The sequence below is a fragment of the Stenotrophomonas maltophilia group sp. Smal32 genome (genome assembly GCF_030237085.1).
Lineage (GTDB): Bacteria > Pseudomonadota > Gammaproteobacteria > Xanthomonadales > Xanthomonadaceae > Stenotrophomonas > Stenotrophomonas maltophilia_Q.
Genome location: NZ_JASJSI010000037.1, coordinates 1 through 18578, shown reverse-complemented (window position 1 = coordinate 18578; position 18578 = coordinate 1). Strand labels below are relative to the sequence as shown.

The window sequence follows — 18578 nt, the reverse complement described above, 5'->3', positions numbered from 1 at the left end:
CGGAGCATGGGCTAATGGCACAAGCTGATTTATTGGTTGATTTGGTCAAAACCGCGACCAGTGGGGATCAGCTTGCCTTCCGCAAGGCCGCAGAAGGATTGATCCAAGAAGAAAAACAGAAGGGACACCGTTTGCTCGCGGAGCGACTGACCAAGGCATTGCAACCCAATGTCACTCAAGCTGCCCGCTCCCCGGTCACCAAGATGAGCGGCAGCGCCCCACAAAAAGATCTGTTTTATGAAACCACACCAGAGCGCAATCTGGATAGCTTAATGCTGCCTGAAAAGATCAGGGTGCAGATAAGAGAGCTTGTGGAAGAGCAACATCGTGCAGAGCTACTTCATGCACACAACCTTCGTGCCAGAAACAGCATTCTGCTCGCAGGCCCCCCCGGAAATGGCAAAACAACGCTGGCCGAAGCGCTGGCGTTCGAGCTGATGTATCCCCTCATCGTCGTCCGATACGAAACTTTGGTGGGAAGCTATCTTGGTGAAACTTCCAGCCGATTGAAAAGCGTGCTGGACTACGCTAGGACACAGCGCTGCGTCCTATTCTTTGACGAATTCGAGACACTGGGCAAAGAGCGCGGCGACACCCATGAAACGGGAGAGATCAAGCGCGTCGTCAGTACCTTGCTGATGCAGTTGGATGAAATGCCAGACTATGTAGTGGTGGTCGCTGCCAGCAATCACCCTGAACTTTTGGACAAAGCCGTCTGGCGGCGCTTTCAATTGCGCATTGAGTTGCTAACACCTACCCGAGCACAACTGACGCAATACATCGCCTCGATTGGCCAGCGGTGTGACGTGAATTTTGGATATGAGCCGGCAACCTTGGCGAAGCACCTGTTGGGGTTGAATTTCGCAGAAACCGAAGAGTTTTGCCTTAGCGTAGTTCGCCGCGCCGTTCTCGACATGAAGACGGAAAATGCCCAGCAAGTGACCAAGCTGAAGCTGGAGCAATGGAAAGGCCGTTTGAAACCAACCACCGGCAAAGGCGCGGCGACTGTCAAGGAAGCAGCCAAAGAGGGAGGAGATAGCTGATGGCAACCTCTCTTCCTCTTCTCGTATTCCCACAAGCGAGAACCATCGCACCACCCGCAGGTAACGGATTTCCGTCAAGTCAGCCCCATGTTCCAGGACATGGAAAACAGGTGGCTCGACTAGGCACGCAACTGACCACACTCCAACAGGAATTTGATCGCTATAAAGCCAGCGTTAGCGGCTCCGTGGCTGGATTCGAGCCTGAAACCGTTCTGGTGATTGAAATAGCAGGCAGCGTCAATGAGTTCCGACAGGCCGTCGAAGCCATTGGACTGGAGTGGCTGGGGGAATGGGATGTTGATGACATTCCCCCCGACGAGGATTTTTTTGAAGTCAACACCAAAGGGGAGCGTGCGAACAAGGCGGTCAAGGGGCGGATGTTCCTGTCTCTCAGCAATGAGGCAGGGATGCGGCAACTCCTGTCGCTATGGGAGCAATGGAAGAACAATCAGGCGTTGCCGATGGGGAAAACCAAGTGGCGCGATGTGTTCAATCAAACTGTTCAAATCCGCCGCTGGGGCATTGAAGAAACCCTGCGCGAGACAGGCATGCTGGGGCGCTGGAGAGATGCCCTCGACCCCAACAACTCGGAGGAATCGATCCACTGTCAGATCGAGCTGTTCTATCGCAAGTCAGAAGACAGGCGCAGACAAAGCGAGCGCAATATTGCCGCATTGCTGGAAGCGGCTGGTGGCCGAGCATTGAGCAGCTTCATCGACATGCCAGAGATCGCCTTTCATGCGGTCAAGGCAGAATTGCCCGTAGAACGTATCCGGCAGCTTTTATACGATCTGGATTCCGAGGCGCACGATACCGACATTCAGCTCTTCAAGTTTCATGGTGTCATGTATTTCCGTCCCACCGGGCAAAGTCTCGCCGTAACGGAAGATGGCGAAGGCGTTGACACTGAAATTGCCGAGGGAATAGTTGAGCTGCCACCTGTTGCAGCCATTCTCGATGGCGTGCCCAACATCCAGCACCAAGCGCTGAAGGGGCGCCTATTGCTGGACGATCCGGATAATCTTTCTTCGCAGTATCAACCAGGAGAAAGAAAACACGGTACGTCAATGGCTTCTTTAGTTGTGCATGGTGAGCTGGTGGATGGCGAACCTGACCCATTGCCACGTCTGGTGTATGTGCTTCCCATCATGCAGCCAGATCCTCATTCCATGAACCGAAGCGAGCATGTGCCCGATGAGGTTTTTTTCGAGGATCGCATTGCGCGCGCTGTCAGGCGAATGTTTGAGGGCGAAGGCGCAGTGCCAGCGCAAGCACCCGGTGTTTGCGTCATCAATCTCTCCATTGGAGACCCGGCACGCCCCTTTATCCACACGCCCAGCCCTTGGGCTAGGCTGCTGGATTGGTTGTCATGGAAGTACCGTGTGCTTTTCTGCGTCAGTGCAGGGAACTATCAGGACGCCATCGACATTGCTTTATCGGGGCCGGACTATCTGGCATTGACCGACTCCCAAAGGGTCGATCATGTGCTGAAGTGCATTCAGGCCCAACTGTCCGTGCGGCGAATTCTATCCCCGGCAGAATCCATCAATGCCATCACGGTGGGAGCGACACACGCCGACGGCGTTGACAATTACTATCCGGGGCAACGTACAGATCTTCTGCCCAACACGGTGCTGTTTAGCCCTGCTGCTCGGCTGGGGCATGGGTTTCGTCGTTCCATCAAACCGGAAGTATTATTTCCAGGTGGCCGACAACTGTATCGCACTCCAATGCTGGACAGCCAGACGGTCTATCACGTGGATAGCAGCATTGCCGCGCCAGGGCAGAAAGTAGCATCGGACAGCAACCAAGCCGGTGCTTTTTCTCAGACCATTCATACGCGCGGCACCAGCAATGCTACAGCGCTTGCCACCCGCAGTGCCGCACGTATTTATGAAGTGCTGGATGCACTGCGCGCGGAAAACGAAGAGAACATTCCGCCAGGGCTGATTTCCGTTCTCATCAAGACGCTATTGGTGCATGGAGCCAAACAAGATGGCGATGCCAGCAAGGCAATCACTGCGGCACTGAAAACATCCGATAACTCACGCCAGTTCAAAGAGCTGTTGGCACGTTACCTTGGCTATGGCGAGGTTCAAATCGAACGAGTACTGGCATGTACCGAGCAGCGCGGTACGGTGCTGGGCTGTGGCGAGATTCGTGAGAATGAAATTCACGAATATCGGTTCCCCCTGCCCCCAGACCTTTCCGGCAGTCAGGCGTGGCGCCGGTTGGTAGTGACGTTGGCATGGTTCAGTCCAATCAACCCAGACCACCGAAACTTCCGTGAAGCCAAGCTGGAACTATCCCCCGTTGGCGGCTGGAGTGGTGTACCCCTCAAGCTGGCGCGCCAAGATGCAGATCACAACCAAGTGTTGCGTGGAACCGTGCAGCACGAGGTGGTGGAAGGCTCTAAACAGATCGCTGCATACCAAGATGGTGACAGCATTCTGCTGCACGTTGCCTGCAAGAAAGATGCGACGGCCCATCTTGACGATGCCATTCCTTACGGCCTCGCTGTGACCCTGGAGGTTGGCGAGGGCATTCAAATTCCAATTTATCAGCAACTTCGCACCCGACTGCAGCCGCAAGTCGCTGTCGGCGCAGTTGGAGGACAGCCTTGATGGCCACCAAAAAAGAACTACTCGCACAGCAAGTCGCCAAAGCCGTAGGTGCGGGAAAACCTGTCGCGCTGGAAACCGTCGATTTCAACGATCCCAACCGTCCCAAGACCTGCCTGGAGGTTGATTTCCCCATCCTGCCCGTCAATCAGGTAGCGATCATCGAAGGCAACGCGGGCAAGCCGATTTACCAGATGTCCAAATGGTGGGCGCGGCGACGCTCCAGCGTGTTCCGCTCGATGCTGATCGCGGCAGCCACCAAGGCCCCGGAAGACAAATCGCACGCGGCCAAGCTGGTGTGGGATAACTACTACGCCAACCACCAGAAGAAAGGCGCGTTCAAGCACCTGAAGGTGGCGGACATCTTCATGGGCGGCGGCACCACGCTGGTCGAAGGCTCGCGCCTGGGTATGCAGATGGTCGGCAACGACCTGAACCCGGTGGCGTGGTTTGTGGTCAAGCAAGAGCTGGCCAATGTCGATCTGGAGCAGGTAAAAAAGCTGCTCGCCGACATCGAGGCCGAGGTCAAGCCGCAGATCATGCCGTACTACTACTGCGACGGCCCGGAAGGTGAGAAAGGCACGTGGACGCATTTGCCGACGAACAAGGCCATGCCCGCCGATTTCGACCCGCTCACCATCCCGCAGGGCGAGCGCAAGGACTACCGTTACGAAGGCCCGGAGGCGATCTATACCTTCTGGGCCAAGCACGGCCCTTGCCAGGTGACGGGTTGCGGCCACCGCACGCCGATCATGACCAGCCCGGTGATGGCGGTGAAGACCATCAGCGTGAAGCACTGGGAACACACATGCAGTAAATGCAGCGGCGAATTCCACGTTGAAGAGGAAGCCGCAAGGATGGCGCCGGATGCGCCGCTGGTTGTCGCGCCGGATGAACACCCGTTCTCCGTGCTCGACAAAAGGCGCGGCGTGATCTGCCCGCACTGCGGCCACACCGCGCTGGTGAATCTGGGCAAGGGCAAGAACAAGAAGGTGGAACTGAGCCTGCTGGTGCATCCGCAATGGCTGGCGGGTGAAGCCAAGCAGGATGCGAATAACCAGCCCTACGGCGGCTCGGCGCAGGACGATGTGGCCGCTACAACGCGCTGGGACAGTGCGCGCGCCTCCAAGATTCGCCTATTGGAGGTGCGTGGCACGCTGCCGGAGGTAGTGACCTGCCCAGAAACGAAAATCACCTTTAAGCCTGATGTCGGCACGGTTCCTAAACGGTCTAACTATGCCTGTGCTTCCTGCGGCACAGTGCAGGATGTAATGAACTCCATCAAGGCGACCAAGAAGAGCGGGCAAATGGCTGCTTACGCGGTGCAGGGCTATGCACCCAAGCGCGATGCAGCGGGCAAACCCTACAGTGGCCGCTTCTTCGCGGCCTACGGCGAAGCGCACGCGCGGCAGTACGACGCCGCATTTGCTGAATGGGATGCACGCAAGGACACCGACCTGAAAGACTACTGGCCTCGCTCTGAAGTGCCATATGGGTTCATGACCGCAGTTGCCAACAGCGACATCCGCGAGAACTATGGCTTTACTCACTGGTGGACGATGTTCAACCCGCGCCAATTGCTGGTGCAGGCGCAACTGCTCAAGGCCGTAGTAGAGGTTGGCACCTATGACTGGCAGGTGCGGGAGTATGTTCTTGGTGCGTATCAGCAATATTTGCGCAACCAGAACATGTTCTGCTTCTGGGACATCAGTAGAGACTGCCTTGCTCCCCATCTGAGCAACAACAATTATCACCCGAAGAACAATGTCGTCGAGAACTGTGTGTTCCCTTTGCTGGGCCGCGGTAACTGGGCTTCTTGTGTCGAGGGAATCATCGAAGGCCGCGAATGGGCAACTCAGCCGTGGGACTCGTTGAGTAACGAAGCGCTGAAGCGTCGCGACCCCGTGTTGGCTGACCAGTTGAGCGGCAAAAGCGAAAAGGTCTTCCCCAGTGACCCAGTGCTGGATGTGGCCGTGCATCAGGGCTCGTCCACCGATCTGGCGCAGCTTGAAAACTGCAGCCTCGATCTGGTCATCACCGATCCACCCTTCGGTGGCCTGCTGCACTACTCGGAGCTGGCCGACTTCTTCTACGTCTGGCTGCGCCTGGCGCTCAAGGGCAAGTACCCAGAGATATTTGGCGCGGAGTACACGCCCAAGTCGCTGGAGGCGGTTGCCAACCGCGCCCGCGAGCCGGAAGATCCGGATGGTTTCTACCAACGTCTGCTCACCCAGTGCTGGCGCGAGGCGCATCGCCTCTTGAAGCCCAGTGGCATCCTGGCCTTCACCTTCCACCACAGCGAGGACGAGCCGTGGGTGGCGGTGCTGGAGTCGTTGTTCGATGCCGGGTACTACCTCGAAGCGACCTACCCCATCCGCTCCGACGAAACCAAGGGCGAAGGCGAGTTCGGCTCCAAGACCATCGAATACGACATCATCCACGTCTGCCGCAAGCGCACCGAAGAACCCAAGCCGGTGAGCTGGGGCCGGATGCGCCGCGAGGTGATGGCCGACGTGCGCCAATTGCAGGCCATGCTGGAGAACCACGCCAAGGAAGGTCTGCCAGCGGCGGACATCCAGGTGATCCGGCGCGGCAAGGCGCTGGAATACTTTTCGCGCCACTACGGCAAGGTGTATGTGGATGAAGGCCGCACCATCTCCGTGCGCGATGCACTGGTGGGTATCAACCAGCTCATCGACGAAGACGCCGACAAGGGCAAGGAGCCGCCGCCCGTGAATGCCGAGCCGATGACGCGCCAATTTCTGCGCACCTTCGGCACGGCCACGGAGATGAAGCGTGACCAGCTGCAGAAGTTTCTGCGCGGCACCATCACCACACCGGATGACTTTGAGCAACGCGGCTGGTGCAGCGAAGAGAAGAAGGTGTTTACGCGCACCGCGCCGCTCGATTTCGCCCGAGATTGGCAAGGCAAGCACAAGCGCAAGCTCACCTCCGATCTGGATCAGGCTTTGGTGCTGATCGGTGCCTGTGTCGATGGCAGCGGCATCAATGCCTCGGACACGCTGACGAACGACAACTTCAAGCCGCACATCGCGCTCAAACCGCTGCTGGAATGGCTGCAGAAGAACGGCTCGGATCAAACCACCCGCAACGCAGCCTCGCGCGCGGTGTCGATCTTTTCGGCCTGGCAAGCCAGCCAGGCACCCAAGCCACTGCAGGTTTCGTTGTTCGATGACGATGGGGAGTATGCGCAATGAGGCAGGTGCTCGATACGGTATGGCAACGGCGCGGCACCAGTTGGCTGTGGGACGAGGAAGCGCGCAACACCGTGTGCGCGGCGGACGAGGTTTGGAGCCTGCGGCAGTTTTTGCAGGCGGCAGCCCCCGGTGCGCAGGGCTGGCCGGATGACCTGCCCAGCAACGGTGGGCAAACGCTGGTGGTGGCCGGGCTGGAGGGCAGCCTTGATTTGCTGGCTCCCGATCAGGCCGACATCTGGCTGGGCGACACAATCAAACGCGCCATCCTGTCATTTCAGGATGAATACGCAGGCGAAGCAGCCTTGATCTTCTGGCTGCCGCAGGGCCAGGGCCGTTTGCGCGTGCAGGCCTCCACCGACGCAGTGACCTGGCTGTGCGAAGCGCCGCATCGGGGTCAACTACTCGACTTTGGCCGCCTTCTGTGGGGTGAGGCCAACGAGTATCCGCAGGAAATCCTGCTGCGCGAGGGTGCGAAAGCGGCCGGCCTGTTTCACCTGCGGATTACTTGAGGCCAGCGCGTGCAAGCAGACGATTTTCAGGATTCGTTTCAGCCCGGCGAGCGCATCACCCACACCGAACTCGGCCCAGGCGTGGTGCTCGAACCCGCGCACGATGGCTATCTGCGCGCGTTCTTCGGCGTGGTGGGCGAGCGCCGCGTACCGGCCAGTTCGGTACGCCGCGAGCGCACCCGTACCGAGCGCATTCTGCAATCGGTGGCAGGCGGCTCCGACCGAGCACGCAAGGCATGGCTGTCTTACGAAGCGCACGCACTGCCGGTGATGGAAAGCGCCTCGGCGCTGACCTCGGCGCGCATTGATCTGCTGCCGCACCAGGTGGTGCTGACGCACCGCATTGCCACTGCCTCACCACGGCGTTACCTGATCGCCGACGAGGTGGGCTTGGGCAAAACCATCGAAGCCGCGCTGATTCTGCGTGAACTGGCCAGCCGGGGCGAGCTGACCCGGGCGCTGATGGTGGTGCCCGCAGGCTTGGTGAACAACTGGCACCGCGAATTGAACGAGGTGTTCAATCTCGACTTCGAGGTGTTTGGCTCCGAAGGCGACATCACCGACCGCAAGACCAATGCATTTGCCAAACACGACCGGCTGATTGCCAGCATCGACACCTTGAAGCGCCCTGCCCGTATCAAGCGCCTGCTAGATGCGCCACGCTGGGATCTGGTGGTATTCGACGAAGCGCATCACCTGACCGCCCACCGCACGGGCGGCAAGGTGCGCAAGACGGAAAACTACAAGCTGGCCGAAGCGCTGAAGGATCACGCGCGGGATCTCTTGCTTCTGTCTGCTACGCCGCACCAAGGCAATCACTTCCAGTTCTGGATGCTGGCGCAGCTCTTGAACCCCACGCTGTTTGGCAGTCCCGAGGACATGCTGGAAAACCGCCATCGCCTGAATACGGTGATGTTCCGCCGCACCAAGGCTGATGCATGCCAACCCGATGGCTCACCGCTGTTTGCCCGGCGCTGGGTGCATACCGAGTCCTTCCTGATGAACCAGGAGGAGCGGCTGTTTTACGAGAAACTGCGCGAATATCTGGAAGACGGGTTCGATCTGGCCCGCCGCCAGGGCAATCAGGGGCGCGCACTGGGCTTCTTGATGGCGATCTTCCAGAAGATCGCGGCATCGAGCTTTGCCGCCGTGCGCCGCACGCTCAAGCGCCGCTTGTTGATGCTGACACTGCACGAGGCGTTTCTGCGCGACAAAGAGCTGGACATCGAAGGCCGCGAACGCCTGACCGAGGAAGCGCGCGAGCTGATTCACGAGGAATTTGGCTTGCCGCGCGACAGCGTTGGGCGCAGCGAGGTGGATCGCGTGTTGGCTGATCTCAAGTACCGGCTGGTGAAAAAGCTGGATGAAGAGGCGCTGGAAATGGCCTCCGACCCCTATGGCAGCGAGTATTCGGCTACGCACGCCGAAGAGGCAGCGTCTGCTGTGGTGGATTTGCATCTGCCCGAGGAGCGCCTGCGCATTGGTGACTTGCTGCGCATCTTCCCGCAGCAGCGCGAGACCAAGGCACAAAAGCTGCTCGATGGTTTGGGGCATCTGTGGCGGCAGAACGCCAATGAAAAGATCGTGATCTTCGCCACCTACCTCCGCACGGTCGATCTGATTGCCCGCGAGATTGAACAGGCTTATCCCGGCCAGGGCGTGGTGGTGCTGCGTGGCGGCGACCACGGCGCCAAGCTGGCAGCAGAGCGGAAGTTCCGCCTGAAAGACGGGCCGCGTGTGCTGGTGTGTACAGCGGCTGGCCGCGAGGGCTTGAATCTGCAATTTGCGCGCATTCTGTTCAATTTCGACCTGCCGTGGAACCCGATGGACATGGAGCAACGCATCGGGCGCATTCACCGCTATGGACAGAACCACACGGCGCAGGTCTACAACCTGGTGCTGTCGGACACCATCGAGGGGCGCATCTTCCTGCTGCTGGACGAGAAGTTGACTGAAATTGCACGCACGGTCGGCAAGGTCGATGACCAGGGCAATGTCGCCGAAGACCTTCGGGCGCAGATTCTGGGACAGCTTTCCGAACGGTTGAACTACGACCGCCTGTACCAGGAGGCGCTGTCTGACCCTGAACTGAAACGCACACAGGTGGAGCTGGAAGCGGCACTGTCCAATTCCCGCGAGGCACGGCAGGTGGTGTTCGACCTGTTTCAAGACCTTGACGGTTTCAGCCTCGATGACTACCAGCCCTTCTCGGATGTGTCCTCCAGCCTGGATCGGCTGGTGCGTTTTCTGTCGGCGGCCGTGGCAGACCGCCAGCAGAAGCTGCTGAAGGTGGACGAAGAAACCTACGACCTTGTGACAGTGGATGGCACGCGCCGTGCACGGTTCACACTGAACCGCGATACCGCCACCAGCAGGGACGATCTGGAACTGATGGGCTTGGATCACCCCTTGGTACAGGAAGAGCTTGGCCGCTGGCGCAGCGTGACGCCCGAAGACATCGGCATTGCGGTGGCTGGGGATGTTGACGAGCCGGTGCTGCTGTCCTTGTGGATGGTGGAGGCGTCTGCCGGCAACGGTGAGCGCCGTGTGGTGGTGCAGCCCATCGCAGTCAAGCAGGACGGGACACGGGTGCCGACTATTGAGCGGCAATGCGAACGGTATCTGCAAGCATCGGCGATCTCGCCGAGCTTTACACCGGAGCAGCGGCTGGCACTGTTTGCCCACACCGTGGAACCAACTTTGCAACGTGAGTTGAAACACAAGGGCGCGGCAAATGGAGATGGCAGCTATTCGGCCGAGCTGATTGGATACGTTGAGATACTGAAGACGCCCGCCTAAAGCAGAAAAGCCACGCTGAATCCGGAAGGGCGAGAGAGTTCTTCAGATAGTGAGGTTGCGCTGCTTTCCAATCTCCCATGACACACCATTGCCGCGTACCGTCGCGGCAAGCTGCTGGCCCAACCGCTGCTCGATCACCGGCTTCCACGGCACCAAGCTGAAGCCCATGCCGTCATCGAGCATCGCGTAGCGCCCGCTGGCGAGCATGACGCTGCGCCTGTAGATGCCGGCCACACGCTGCCCATCGGCCACTGGCCGATGCTCCAGGCCGGTGTCGGTGGCGATGTCCTTCGCGGCCTGCGCCAGCTCCCGATTGCGCAGCGTGCCCAGCAGATTACGCGCCAGGATCACGCGCTGCCCTCGCCGTTCGGCCAACCCCTGCTCGGACAGGAAGTCGGCACGCTGCTGCATCGCCTGCTTGGCCTCGCCGCCAAAGCCCAGGTCGCCCAGGCCCGAGCCGCCACCGATCAACTGCTGGTCGAGCCAGGTGGCACCGATGACACGGGCCTGCCGCTCGATGGGCAGGTGCGATTTCAGCTCCACGGCTACGCCGCCCAGGCGCTGCGCGTCGTAGCGGCGGCCCTGTTCGGGCAGGTCGCCAGGCACCTTCCATAGCCCTTCGGCCACACGCTCCACGATGCCGGTGCGGCGCAAGGCTTCGAGCCGGCGAATGTGGGCTGCCACGACCTCCTGCGGATCACGGCCCGGTACGGCCTGACCCTGTGCGACGGCCAGGTGATGGTCGGTGCGGTACAGGCCACCGCTTGCCAGCGCGGCGATGTTGCGATCGGCCGCACGCACGTCGGCCGCCCCCCTCACTTCCACCACGGCGCCGGCCGGATAGTTCGCCAGCTCGTCGCGGGCGTTGAGCGCGACGTAATGGGCCTTGCCGTCCACACCGTCGATGACCAGATAGCCCCGGTCGCGCAGCTCGTCGGCCAGCCCTTTCGCGGCCACGCGCCCGAGGATAGTCCGGCCATCGTCTCCCGGCTCGAACACCGCCAGCTCGCGCGGCTCGCCGCGCATGGCCCGCTGCATGGTGCGGATGATGTCGCCACGCTCGCCCAGGGCGCGCAGGGTCTTTTCCGCGTCGGCATGGACGGCCCAGGTGCCGGGCTGCGTTTCATCGGCCAGGCCCAAGCGCTGCAAGCGTTGCAGGCGGCCAATCAGCAGCAGACGCTGGCGTTGCAGCCGCGGTTCGTTGAACCGTTCGATCTGCACTCTGCCATCGTCGCCGGCCTCGCGTTGCAGCGTGCGATCCAGGCTCGTCCACCGCTCCTGATTCACCTCGCGCTGCAAGGTCTGCTGGATCTCCAGCTCGGTGCGCGGCCCCAGCCATTCGGTCGCCAGTTCGGCGGCGCGATGGCGAAAGCCATCGGCGATGTAGTCGCCAGCGATGATGAGGTCTTTGCCGGTATCGTCGCGCCCGCGCACGATCAGGTGGGCGTGCGGGTTGTCGGTATTCCAGTGATCGACTGCCACCCAATCCAGCCGCGTGCCCAGGTCGGCTTCCATACGGTTCATCAGATGCCGGGTGTAGGTGCGCAGGTCGTCCAGCTCGGCGCCGTCCTCCGGGGAGACGATGAAGCGGAAATGGTGCCGGTCGTCGGAAGCTCGCTCCTTGAAGGCGCCAAGGTCGGCTTCGTCGGTCTGCGGCCCGTAGGCCCGGCCCGGTTCACCATCGCGGCCCGCGCGGTCGCGCTCGATGTAGCGCAGATGTTTCGCCAGCGATTGGGGGCTGGCGTTACGCTGATTGACCAGCAGCGTCTTGATGGTCACGCGCCGCGACATGGGCGTCAGCTTCGCGCCGGCGAAGCGCGCCGCCGTATGGCCGCGCCCCAGGCGCGAGCCGGGCCGCTGGCCGGCGCCCTTGCCACTGCCGCCAGGACGGCGCACTGAAGACTTGCCGCCGCTGGCCTTGCCCGCCTGCTTGAGCACCTTGGAGACGAAGCCCTGGCCCTTGCCTCGGTTCTTCGGGGCGCTCGGACGCACCCGGAAATCATCGTCGCGGCGGTCGGTCATGGCCGCTCTCCCTGCAAGCTATGGCGTGTCCGGGCGTGCGAAGCACGCGGACATGCCTGCATCGGCGCGGGACTCGCGCCCCACGCGGCACGGCGGCGAAGCCGCTGCGTGCCGCGCCACCCCCACGTGCAGACTGGCTTTGCGGGCCGACAGGTGCCGCACCCTTTTGTCTTGCCTTCCGCCTTTGCCCCTCGCTGTCGCTCGGAGCAGCCGCGGCCCGGCGGCGCTGCTGCGCGAGCAGCCAGCGCGCAGGCGAACGCGGACACGGCCGCAGGCCGGGCGCGTTCGAGGCAAGACGCCTGCACATGGGATGGCTGCGCCGGAGGCAGCGCGAAGTGCGGTGCGAATGCACGCGCACTGCACGCGCGACAGCATGGCGACGGACAGCAGCACGACACGCCCGATGGCACGATGAGATGCACGGCAACGTGCAGCGAGTCGGCGGCCATCATGGGCGGGACTCCAGCCAGACCGGATGCGCGACGCCGATCACGGCGGATGCGCTGACCGGCCCGAAATACCGGCTGTCGAACGACGCCGGGTTGGTCACACTCAAGAGGAACAGTTCCCCGGCTTCGAGGCGACGGCATTGCTGCCAGGATGGCAGCGGCCGGCCCCAGCGGTCGGCAGGCAGCACGGCGGCCGAAGGCACGCCGTCGATGCGGACGACGCGGCCAGTGATGCACACCTCCTGCGGCGCGACGGCGCCCACGCGCTTGAGCAGCGGCACGCGCGCCGGCAGGTAGCCGCGCTGCGCTGCCAGCGCGGCGGCGTCTGGCGGCAGCGTGGTCAGGACGATGCCGCCCACGGACAAAGAGCCTGGCAGCGAGCCGGTGCCGTGGCCCAGCGGATCGACGCTATACCAGCCGACCGCCACGCTATCGGACGGGTTGTAGATCAGGCGCGGCAGCGGATGCAAGAAGGACGCCCAGGCCAGCGCAGCGAGGCCGCAGGTGGATATGCCCGCCAGCACGAGGCGAGCGCGCAGGCGCGAACGAGGACGCGGCGGAATGCCCGCTGCACTGGCAACGGCGGATGGAAGCGTCATGGCAGTGCCCTCCCGATGAGCCAGGCGGCGTGCCGCTCTGCTGTGTATTCGGGTAATGCCAAACGCGCCGCGAGCCGGTTGGCGAGCGTGCGCCAGTACGCGGGCGAGACAGCGGCGGGTGCGATACTCAACGCCTCGATGGCGTCGATGCGCTCCAGCGCGGCGCGCACCTGGTTCTCGCCCTCGGCGTGCAGCAGCAAACGCGCACCCGGCTGCACGCCAGGAATGCGCTGCGCCGCATCGAGCGGCGTGCAAGCCTGCATCACCATGAGCTGCCAGCGCACAGTGCCGTAGTCGTTGGCCTGCCAGCGGACACGGCACAGAACCGCGTTAGGCAGGAATACGGCGCAGCGCCGCCAGCGGTCGAGCCGGATGATGCGCGCAGGCTCGCCGAAGCGCAGATAGAGCTTGAAGCGTGGCTCGATGTAGGCCAGCGCCACGCGCGTCAGCAGTGCGCTCGCTGGCTGGCCAGCGAGCGCGGCCGGTGATGGTTGCAGCGCAGCCGTGGCCGCGACAGCGGCAGGCGAAGCGAATGCGGTCATGGCGTGCTCTCCCTGCGGTGTTCTGGAAACTCGCGCTCCAGCAGGCCGCGCAGCAGATCGGCCACGGTCACGCCTTGCGTGAAGGCCGATACCTTGATGCGCGCGCGCATCGCGGGCGTGATGTCGAGCGTGAGGCGAGCCGTGTAGAGGTCGCCCTTGCCCAGCGCATCGGCGTCGCCCTGACGAATCCACGCCTCGGCGTGCGGATTCGCGGGCGGACGCGCGCCGATGCCGACGCGCTTGGCCGTGCGTTTGCTGTTCGGTGGCGGCTTCGCGGTCATGCCGGCCACCGCAGCAGTTCATCCACCAGCGCGGTGATTTCGCGGGCGGCGGCGCTGTCGGGCGCCGTCTCGCGTGCCAGCCGGCCAGCGGCCACGCTGTCGGCGAACACGATGCGCTGATGCACTTCCGCGCGCAGCGTAGGAAGTGGCTGGTCGGCAAGCGCCTGGCGCGCTTCGCGCCCGATGATGGTGGTGCTGACGCGCCGATTGATGACGAAGGCCGCGCGCAGCGCGGGCCGAAAGACTTGCGCCTCGCGGATCAGCGCCACCATCTCGGCGCTGGCCCACAGGTCGTAGGGGCTGGGTTGCACGGGGATCAGCACGTGCTCGGCCGCCAGCAGCGCAGAGCGCGCCAAGGCGGCGATGCGTGGTGGCCCGTCAATGACGACGTGATCGGCCCGCCTGGCGAGTTCTGGCGCCTCCTGATGCAGCGTTTCGCGTGCGAGGCCCACGGCGCTGAACAGCCGTGGCAAGCCTTGCTGGCTTCTGCGCTGCGTCCAATCCAGCGATGAACCCTGCGGATCGGCGTCCAGCAGCACGACGTGCTGGCCGCGCATCGCCAACTCGCCGGCGATGTGCGTGGCGAGCGTGGTCTTTCCCACGCCGCCTTTTTGGTTGAGCAAAGCGACGATCATGGCCTAGCCCTCCATGCTGGAAAGCAGGGCTTTTGCTGCTGTGCTTGTGGCCGCGTGGTGGTTGTCCACCGCAGCGGCGCTTCCCTACTAAAAGTTAGAGAAATGAAGTTAGGAAAGTTAGAGGACGCGCAAACCCAGTGCTGGCGCGGGTTTGCGGCCGATCGGCACGCCTGATAGCACGATAGTCCCACGCCTAATAGCACGATACCCCGCACGCCTGATAGCACGACACCATTCACAGGCTGTCCCGGAGTTATCCCCGTGCCGTATGCGGCACGGGCCGGAACGTCAGCAGTTCCATGCCGTTGTCGGGCATCCGCTCGATGCCCAGGACGTAGCCGGGCAGCGACTGCCGCGCGACGAGCGCGCGCAGGTCGCAGGCGAAGTCGTAGGGCTTGGCGGTGCTGCCCGATTTCTGGTGCAGGTAGCGAAAGTCGAACTGCCAGCCGTATGCCTGCTTGCCGCCGTGCTTGCGCACCAAGCGGTACAGCCAGCGCTCGATGCCGCCGGTCAGCCGGAAATACGCCGGGTCGATAGTCAGCACCAAAGCGGTATCGAGCACGCCCGCATAGAACCAGTCCGGCAGGATCAGCTCGATGCCCTGCGGTGTGCCGCTGGCATCGGCCAGTTCCTTCCATTCGTTGATCCACGAGAAGCGATGCAGGCGCCGGCCTGTCGTCTCGCGGATGGATGTGGCCACGGTCGTGGATTGCAAACGATCGAGCGCGGCCTTGAGGCGCTGGTAGTCGCGCAGCGACTTGCCGCGCCCGATGAAGCGCAGGATCTCGTAGGGTGTGGCTTGCATCAGCCGTGACGGGCGCAAGCCCGCGTCGCGCGCTTCCACGATCTGCGAGGCCGCCCAAATGAGTAGATCGGCGTCCCAAATGGTGGCAATGCCATGCTCCTGCGTGCCTTCCACGCGGATCGTCACATTGCCCGCGCGAAAGTCGATGGGCTTGACCCGCTTGGACTTCGCCAGAGAGAAGAACGGATAGGCCATCAAATCCTGGCTGTCGCGCGGCGCCATGCCTTCGCCCGGTAAGGCGCGGAACAGGTCGAGCTGTTCGTGTTCCTGCATCGGCTGCTGCCGCGCGGGCAGCGCAGGGCTGGACATGGCAAAGGCCACCCGCGCGCCAGCGATCAGCGCGCACGGCTGTCCGCCGCATGGTGCTCGGCGTACTCGGGATCGGAAGTCGTCTCGAAGCTGCGGTCGGCCGCCCATGTGTCGAGGTCGGCCACGGCGTACATGACGCGGCGGCCGAACTTGCGAAAGCGCGGGCCACCGCCGATCACGCGCTGTTTCTCCAGCGTGCGCGGCGACAGGCGCAGGTACTCGGCGGCTTCGTCGTTGGTCAGGTAGCGTTGAGGCTGCATGGACGCAGTGACAGCAGTGGCGGCAGGCCGCAAGGGAGCGGAACGCATGGCGTGAACCTCCATCGGTTGAAAACGCCGGCTGCACCAGCGCAACCGGATGGAGGCAGTCTCAGAAAACCAAGCTGTTCTGCTCAGGGTCGTTTTGCGTCACCATCAGAACGACCCTTCTCAAGCGGCGAAAGTTGTGCTAGCTGGCGATAGCCGCCGCGCATCAGTGCATCGCCTCGCCGCACCAGGCGGCGCACCTTCGAGCGCAGGCCACCGTCGCTGTACCAATCGGCCAAGGCATCCACGCCGAACAAGCCTTCACCGACCTCGCGCAAGGACGCGCCCGCCAGGGTGGCGTCGAGCGCTTGCAGGGTATGCAGTTCCAGCAGCGCGGCCGGTGTTGGCCTGGGCTTGGCATCGGAAATGGCTGCGCCCGGCGCATAGCCGCGCGCAGGCGCGGTAGTGCCGCCGCGATAGGCATGGACCACGGCCATGCCGTCTTGCAGGCCGGGTGCCAGCGCGAAGCGCAGGCAGCGACCAGGACTGCGCGCGATCAACGCCAGACCCTTGCCATCATGCAGCAGGTGTTTATGGCCGGGGATGTGCCAGAACGCGAACGCGGCGGCGTCCAGTGGTGGATCGGCATCCGGGTAGAGCTGCACCACGGCATCAGAGCCGGGCAGCCAGGCCGGATGCGCGTCGCGCGCATCCAGGGCTGGGTCTTCCAGCAGGCGCAAGCCCCAGCGTTGCGCCGCCTGCTGCGCAGCTTGCAACCGGCGATGATGGCGCAGCCAGTCAAGCCGGTAGTCGGGATTCCTGCGCAGGTATTCCCAAGCCAGCGCGAGCGCATCGAGCCACAGGACAAACAGGTACGCCGCAGTGGGATACCAGTGCGCGAGGTGATGGGGATTGACCATGACGCCTCCTCCCTGAGAACAGGATTCGCCGTCACGGAAAGGACTACGCGCTACATCGCCATCGTTGGAAAAATGGGAGGTTCAAGATAGGTGGAAGGGGTCAAGACCGAATGGTTCCGATGCGTTGCAGTGTTTGTCTCAATACGGCGGCGGCGGCACTCCGAACTTGGAGCGCTGCATTGACCAGCCTGCCGCAACCCGCGCCACGCATCATGACTGTTTCGATCAGACTGGCCGGGGTATGCCGCAAGAATGCCGATTGAGACCTGACCGGCATGACACCAGACTGAAAAAATCACAGTCAGCCTTGTTCAGTCCGGGATAGCCCCGTCGCGCTGGGCCAGCCGGGTGTATTCCGACAGCGTGTGCGTCGGGCAGAAATAGAGGTCACGCATCACGGGCTGCTGGCGCGGCCCGACGATGACGGCCAGCTCGGATAGCTTGACGGTGCCTTGCGCCGGCATCCCGATCCCCAGGTCGATAAGTCCCCAGGCGGTGTCGCCATCGGCGGGATCGAGCGCGGCCAGCAGCCAAGTCACATGCGCGTCCGGCGTGAACAACCGGACCACGGGCACCGGGTCGATGGCCCGGCCAGCGGCGCGGGCCTGGCCGTGGGCCAGCAGACACACACGGTCGTCCTCGGTGATGAGCGGATTCATGGCGATTCCCGTCGGCTGCACGAATCCGCCAAAGCGTGAAGGCGCAAAACCGTATCGGCGGATTTGGGCATGAACACGATTGTGATTCCGTGGGTCTGCTCCTTTGTCGGAGTCCGTAAATACGGATTTCTGCAGAAGCGTAAAACGGTGGGGTTTTGATGAATGAGTTAAAGATAACGTGGTTTTAATTGTGCGGCGAATCGACGCTTCTGTCCATGCAGAAGCGATCCGTCCAGCCCGGCCGACCGGCTGGCTCCACCACCCATGACGCCGAGTTGGCTCACGCCTTCGGCGCTGCGGTGCGTGCGCTGCGGATAGAGCGCGGTATCGCGCAAGAATCGCTGGCGCACCTGGCTGGCGTCGAACGTTCGCACATGGGCAAGATCGAGCGCGGCGAGCACATGCCAACGCTGGCGATCATCTTCAAGATTGCCGGCGCGCTCGAATGCAGCACTGCGGTGCTGATGAGCGAGGCTGAAAGCCAGCTCGCATCGGCAGCCCTGCCGTAGGCTGGGCGGGGTCGATCCGGCGCAGGCCAGTTCGGCGGTGTTCAAGGGGCGCCAAGTGCAGCGCGGCGGGGATGGGCCTTGCGCCGATCCCCTGGAGGCAAGCGTAGCGCGCAGCGCCGCAGGCGCGAAGGCGTGAGGGATTGGAGTCGAATGGCCGTGACGGCAAAGACGGCACGGGGCGCAGCCCGCAAAGCCCGGTGGCGCAACGCGCCGAAACGCCATGCTTTGATCGCAGCCGCAGGTGCTGGCTTCCCCCACCATGAAGATGCGACCCGAAAAAGGCCACGGTGAGTTCAACCCGTCGACGCAACGGCTTGGCTCAGCTTAGCGGCTGGCGTCTGGAAGCCCAAGGTCTTACGAGGTCTTTCGTTGAGACGTCTGGCGATCTTGTTCAAGAATGCCTGCGAATGGCG

Annotated in this window: 15 protein-coding genes; 6 read left to right on the top strand and 9 right to left on the bottom strand. The window is 62.7% G+C overall.

What is annotated here, in order from left to right; all coding sequences use genetic code 11:
• The first annotated feature begins 14 nt into the window (after positions 1 to 14).
• The 5 genes from QRO91_RS11080 to QRO91_RS11060 are packed head-to-tail and all read left to right on the top strand — an operon-like array spanning position 15 to position 10190.
• Positions 15 to 1043: an AAA family ATPase gene (locus tag QRO91_RS11080; protein WP_099605299.1), complete on the top strand. Its 1029-nt coding sequence runs from the start codon at positions 15 to 17 to the stop codon at positions 1041 to 1043.
• A complete protein-coding gene (locus QRO91_RS11075) occupies positions 1043 to 3667 on the top strand; it encodes a S8 family peptidase (protein WP_099605300.1) in 2625 nt (874 codons plus the stop codon). The genes QRO91_RS11080 and QRO91_RS11075 overlap by 1 nt, the downstream gene beginning before the upstream one ends.
• Entirely contained in the window at positions 3667 to 6882 is a 3216-nt protein-coding gene (locus QRO91_RS11070) for a DUF1156 domain-containing protein (RefSeq protein WP_099605301.1), read from the top strand. The genes QRO91_RS11075 and QRO91_RS11070 overlap by 1 nt, the downstream gene beginning before the upstream one ends.
• Positions 6879 to 7391 (top strand): hypothetical protein, encoded by a 513-nt coding sequence (locus tag QRO91_RS11065; RefSeq protein ID WP_099605302.1) that lies wholly within the window; start codon positions 6879 to 6881, stop codon positions 7389 to 7391. Before QRO91_RS11070 ends, QRO91_RS11065 begins: the two co-directional genes overlap by 4 nt.
• Before the next feature lie 9 nt (positions 7392 to 7400).
• Entirely contained in the window at positions 7401 to 10190 is a 2790-nt protein-coding gene (locus tag QRO91_RS11060; RefSeq protein ID WP_285310393.1) for a DEAD/DEAH box helicase, read from the top strand.
• 42 nt (positions 10191 to 10232) lie between these two features.
• On the opposite strand, the gene QRO91_RS11055 is transcribed toward QRO91_RS11060, so the two are convergent.
• The 9 genes from QRO91_RS11055 to QRO91_RS11015 all read right to left on the bottom strand — a co-directional run bounded on the left by QRO91_RS11055 (position 10233) and on the right by QRO91_RS11015 (position 17656).
• Positions 10233 to 12212 carry a relaxase/mobilization nuclease and DUF3363 domain-containing protein gene (locus QRO91_RS11055; protein ID WP_099605304.1) on the bottom strand — a complete coding sequence of 660 codons (1980 nt, stop codon included), beginning with the start codon at positions 12210 to 12212 and terminating at the stop codon, positions 10233 to 10235.
• 448 nt (positions 12213 to 12660) lie between these two features.
• Positions 12661 to 13260: a S26 family signal peptidase gene (locus QRO91_RS11050; RefSeq protein WP_099605306.1), complete on the bottom strand. Its 600-nt coding sequence runs from the start codon at positions 13258 to 13260 to the stop codon at positions 12661 to 12663.
• Positions 13257 to 13802, bottom strand: coding sequence for a DUF2840 domain-containing protein (locus QRO91_RS11045; protein ID WP_099605307.1), 546 nt, complete (start codon positions 13800 to 13802; stop codon positions 13257 to 13259). Before QRO91_RS11045 ends, QRO91_RS11050 begins: the two co-directional genes overlap by 4 nt.
• The gene (locus QRO91_RS11040; RefSeq protein WP_099605321.1) at positions 13799 to 14083 is read right to left on the bottom strand and encodes a chromosome partitioning protein ParB; all 285 of its coding nucleotides are present in this window, start codon (positions 14081 to 14083) and stop codon (positions 13799 to 13801) included. Before QRO91_RS11040 ends, QRO91_RS11045 begins: the two co-directional genes overlap by 4 nt.
• Positions 14080 to 14718 carry a ParA family partition ATPase gene (parA, locus tag QRO91_RS11035; protein ID WP_099605308.1) on the bottom strand — a complete coding sequence of 213 codons (639 nt, stop codon included), beginning with the start codon at positions 14716 to 14718 and terminating at the stop codon, positions 14080 to 14082. The genes QRO91_RS11040 and parA overlap by 4 nt, the downstream gene beginning before the upstream one ends.
• Positions 14719 to 14971: 253 nt before the next feature.
• Positions 14972 to 15832, bottom strand: coding sequence for a replication initiator protein A (locus tag QRO91_RS11030; RefSeq protein WP_099605322.1), 861 nt, complete (start codon positions 15830 to 15832; stop codon positions 14972 to 14974).
• A gap of 26 nt (positions 15833 to 15858) precedes the next feature.
• Positions 15859 to 16140: an AlpA family transcriptional regulator gene (locus QRO91_RS11025; RefSeq protein ID WP_099605310.1), complete on the bottom strand. Its 282-nt coding sequence runs from the start codon at positions 16138 to 16140 to the stop codon at positions 15859 to 15861.
• Positions 16141 to 16223: 83 nt separating this feature from the next.
• Positions 16224 to 16997, bottom strand: coding sequence for a DUF2285 domain-containing protein (locus QRO91_RS11020; protein WP_099605311.1), 774 nt, complete (start codon positions 16995 to 16997; stop codon positions 16224 to 16226).
• A gap of 311 nt (positions 16998 to 17308) precedes the next feature.
• Positions 17309 to 17656: a DUF2958 domain-containing protein gene (locus QRO91_RS11015; protein ID WP_099605312.1), complete on the bottom strand. Its 348-nt coding sequence runs from the start codon at positions 17654 to 17656 to the stop codon at positions 17309 to 17311.
• A gap of 215 nt (positions 17657 to 17871) precedes the next feature.
• Here QRO91_RS11015 and QRO91_RS11010 point away from each other — a divergent pair, with 215 nt between their 5' ends.
• Positions 17872 to 18165 carry a helix-turn-helix domain-containing protein gene (locus QRO91_RS11010; RefSeq protein WP_099605323.1) on the top strand — a complete coding sequence of 98 codons (294 nt, stop codon included), beginning with the start codon at positions 17872 to 17874 and terminating at the stop codon, positions 18163 to 18165.
• Positions 18166 to 18578 lie beyond the last annotated feature (413 nt).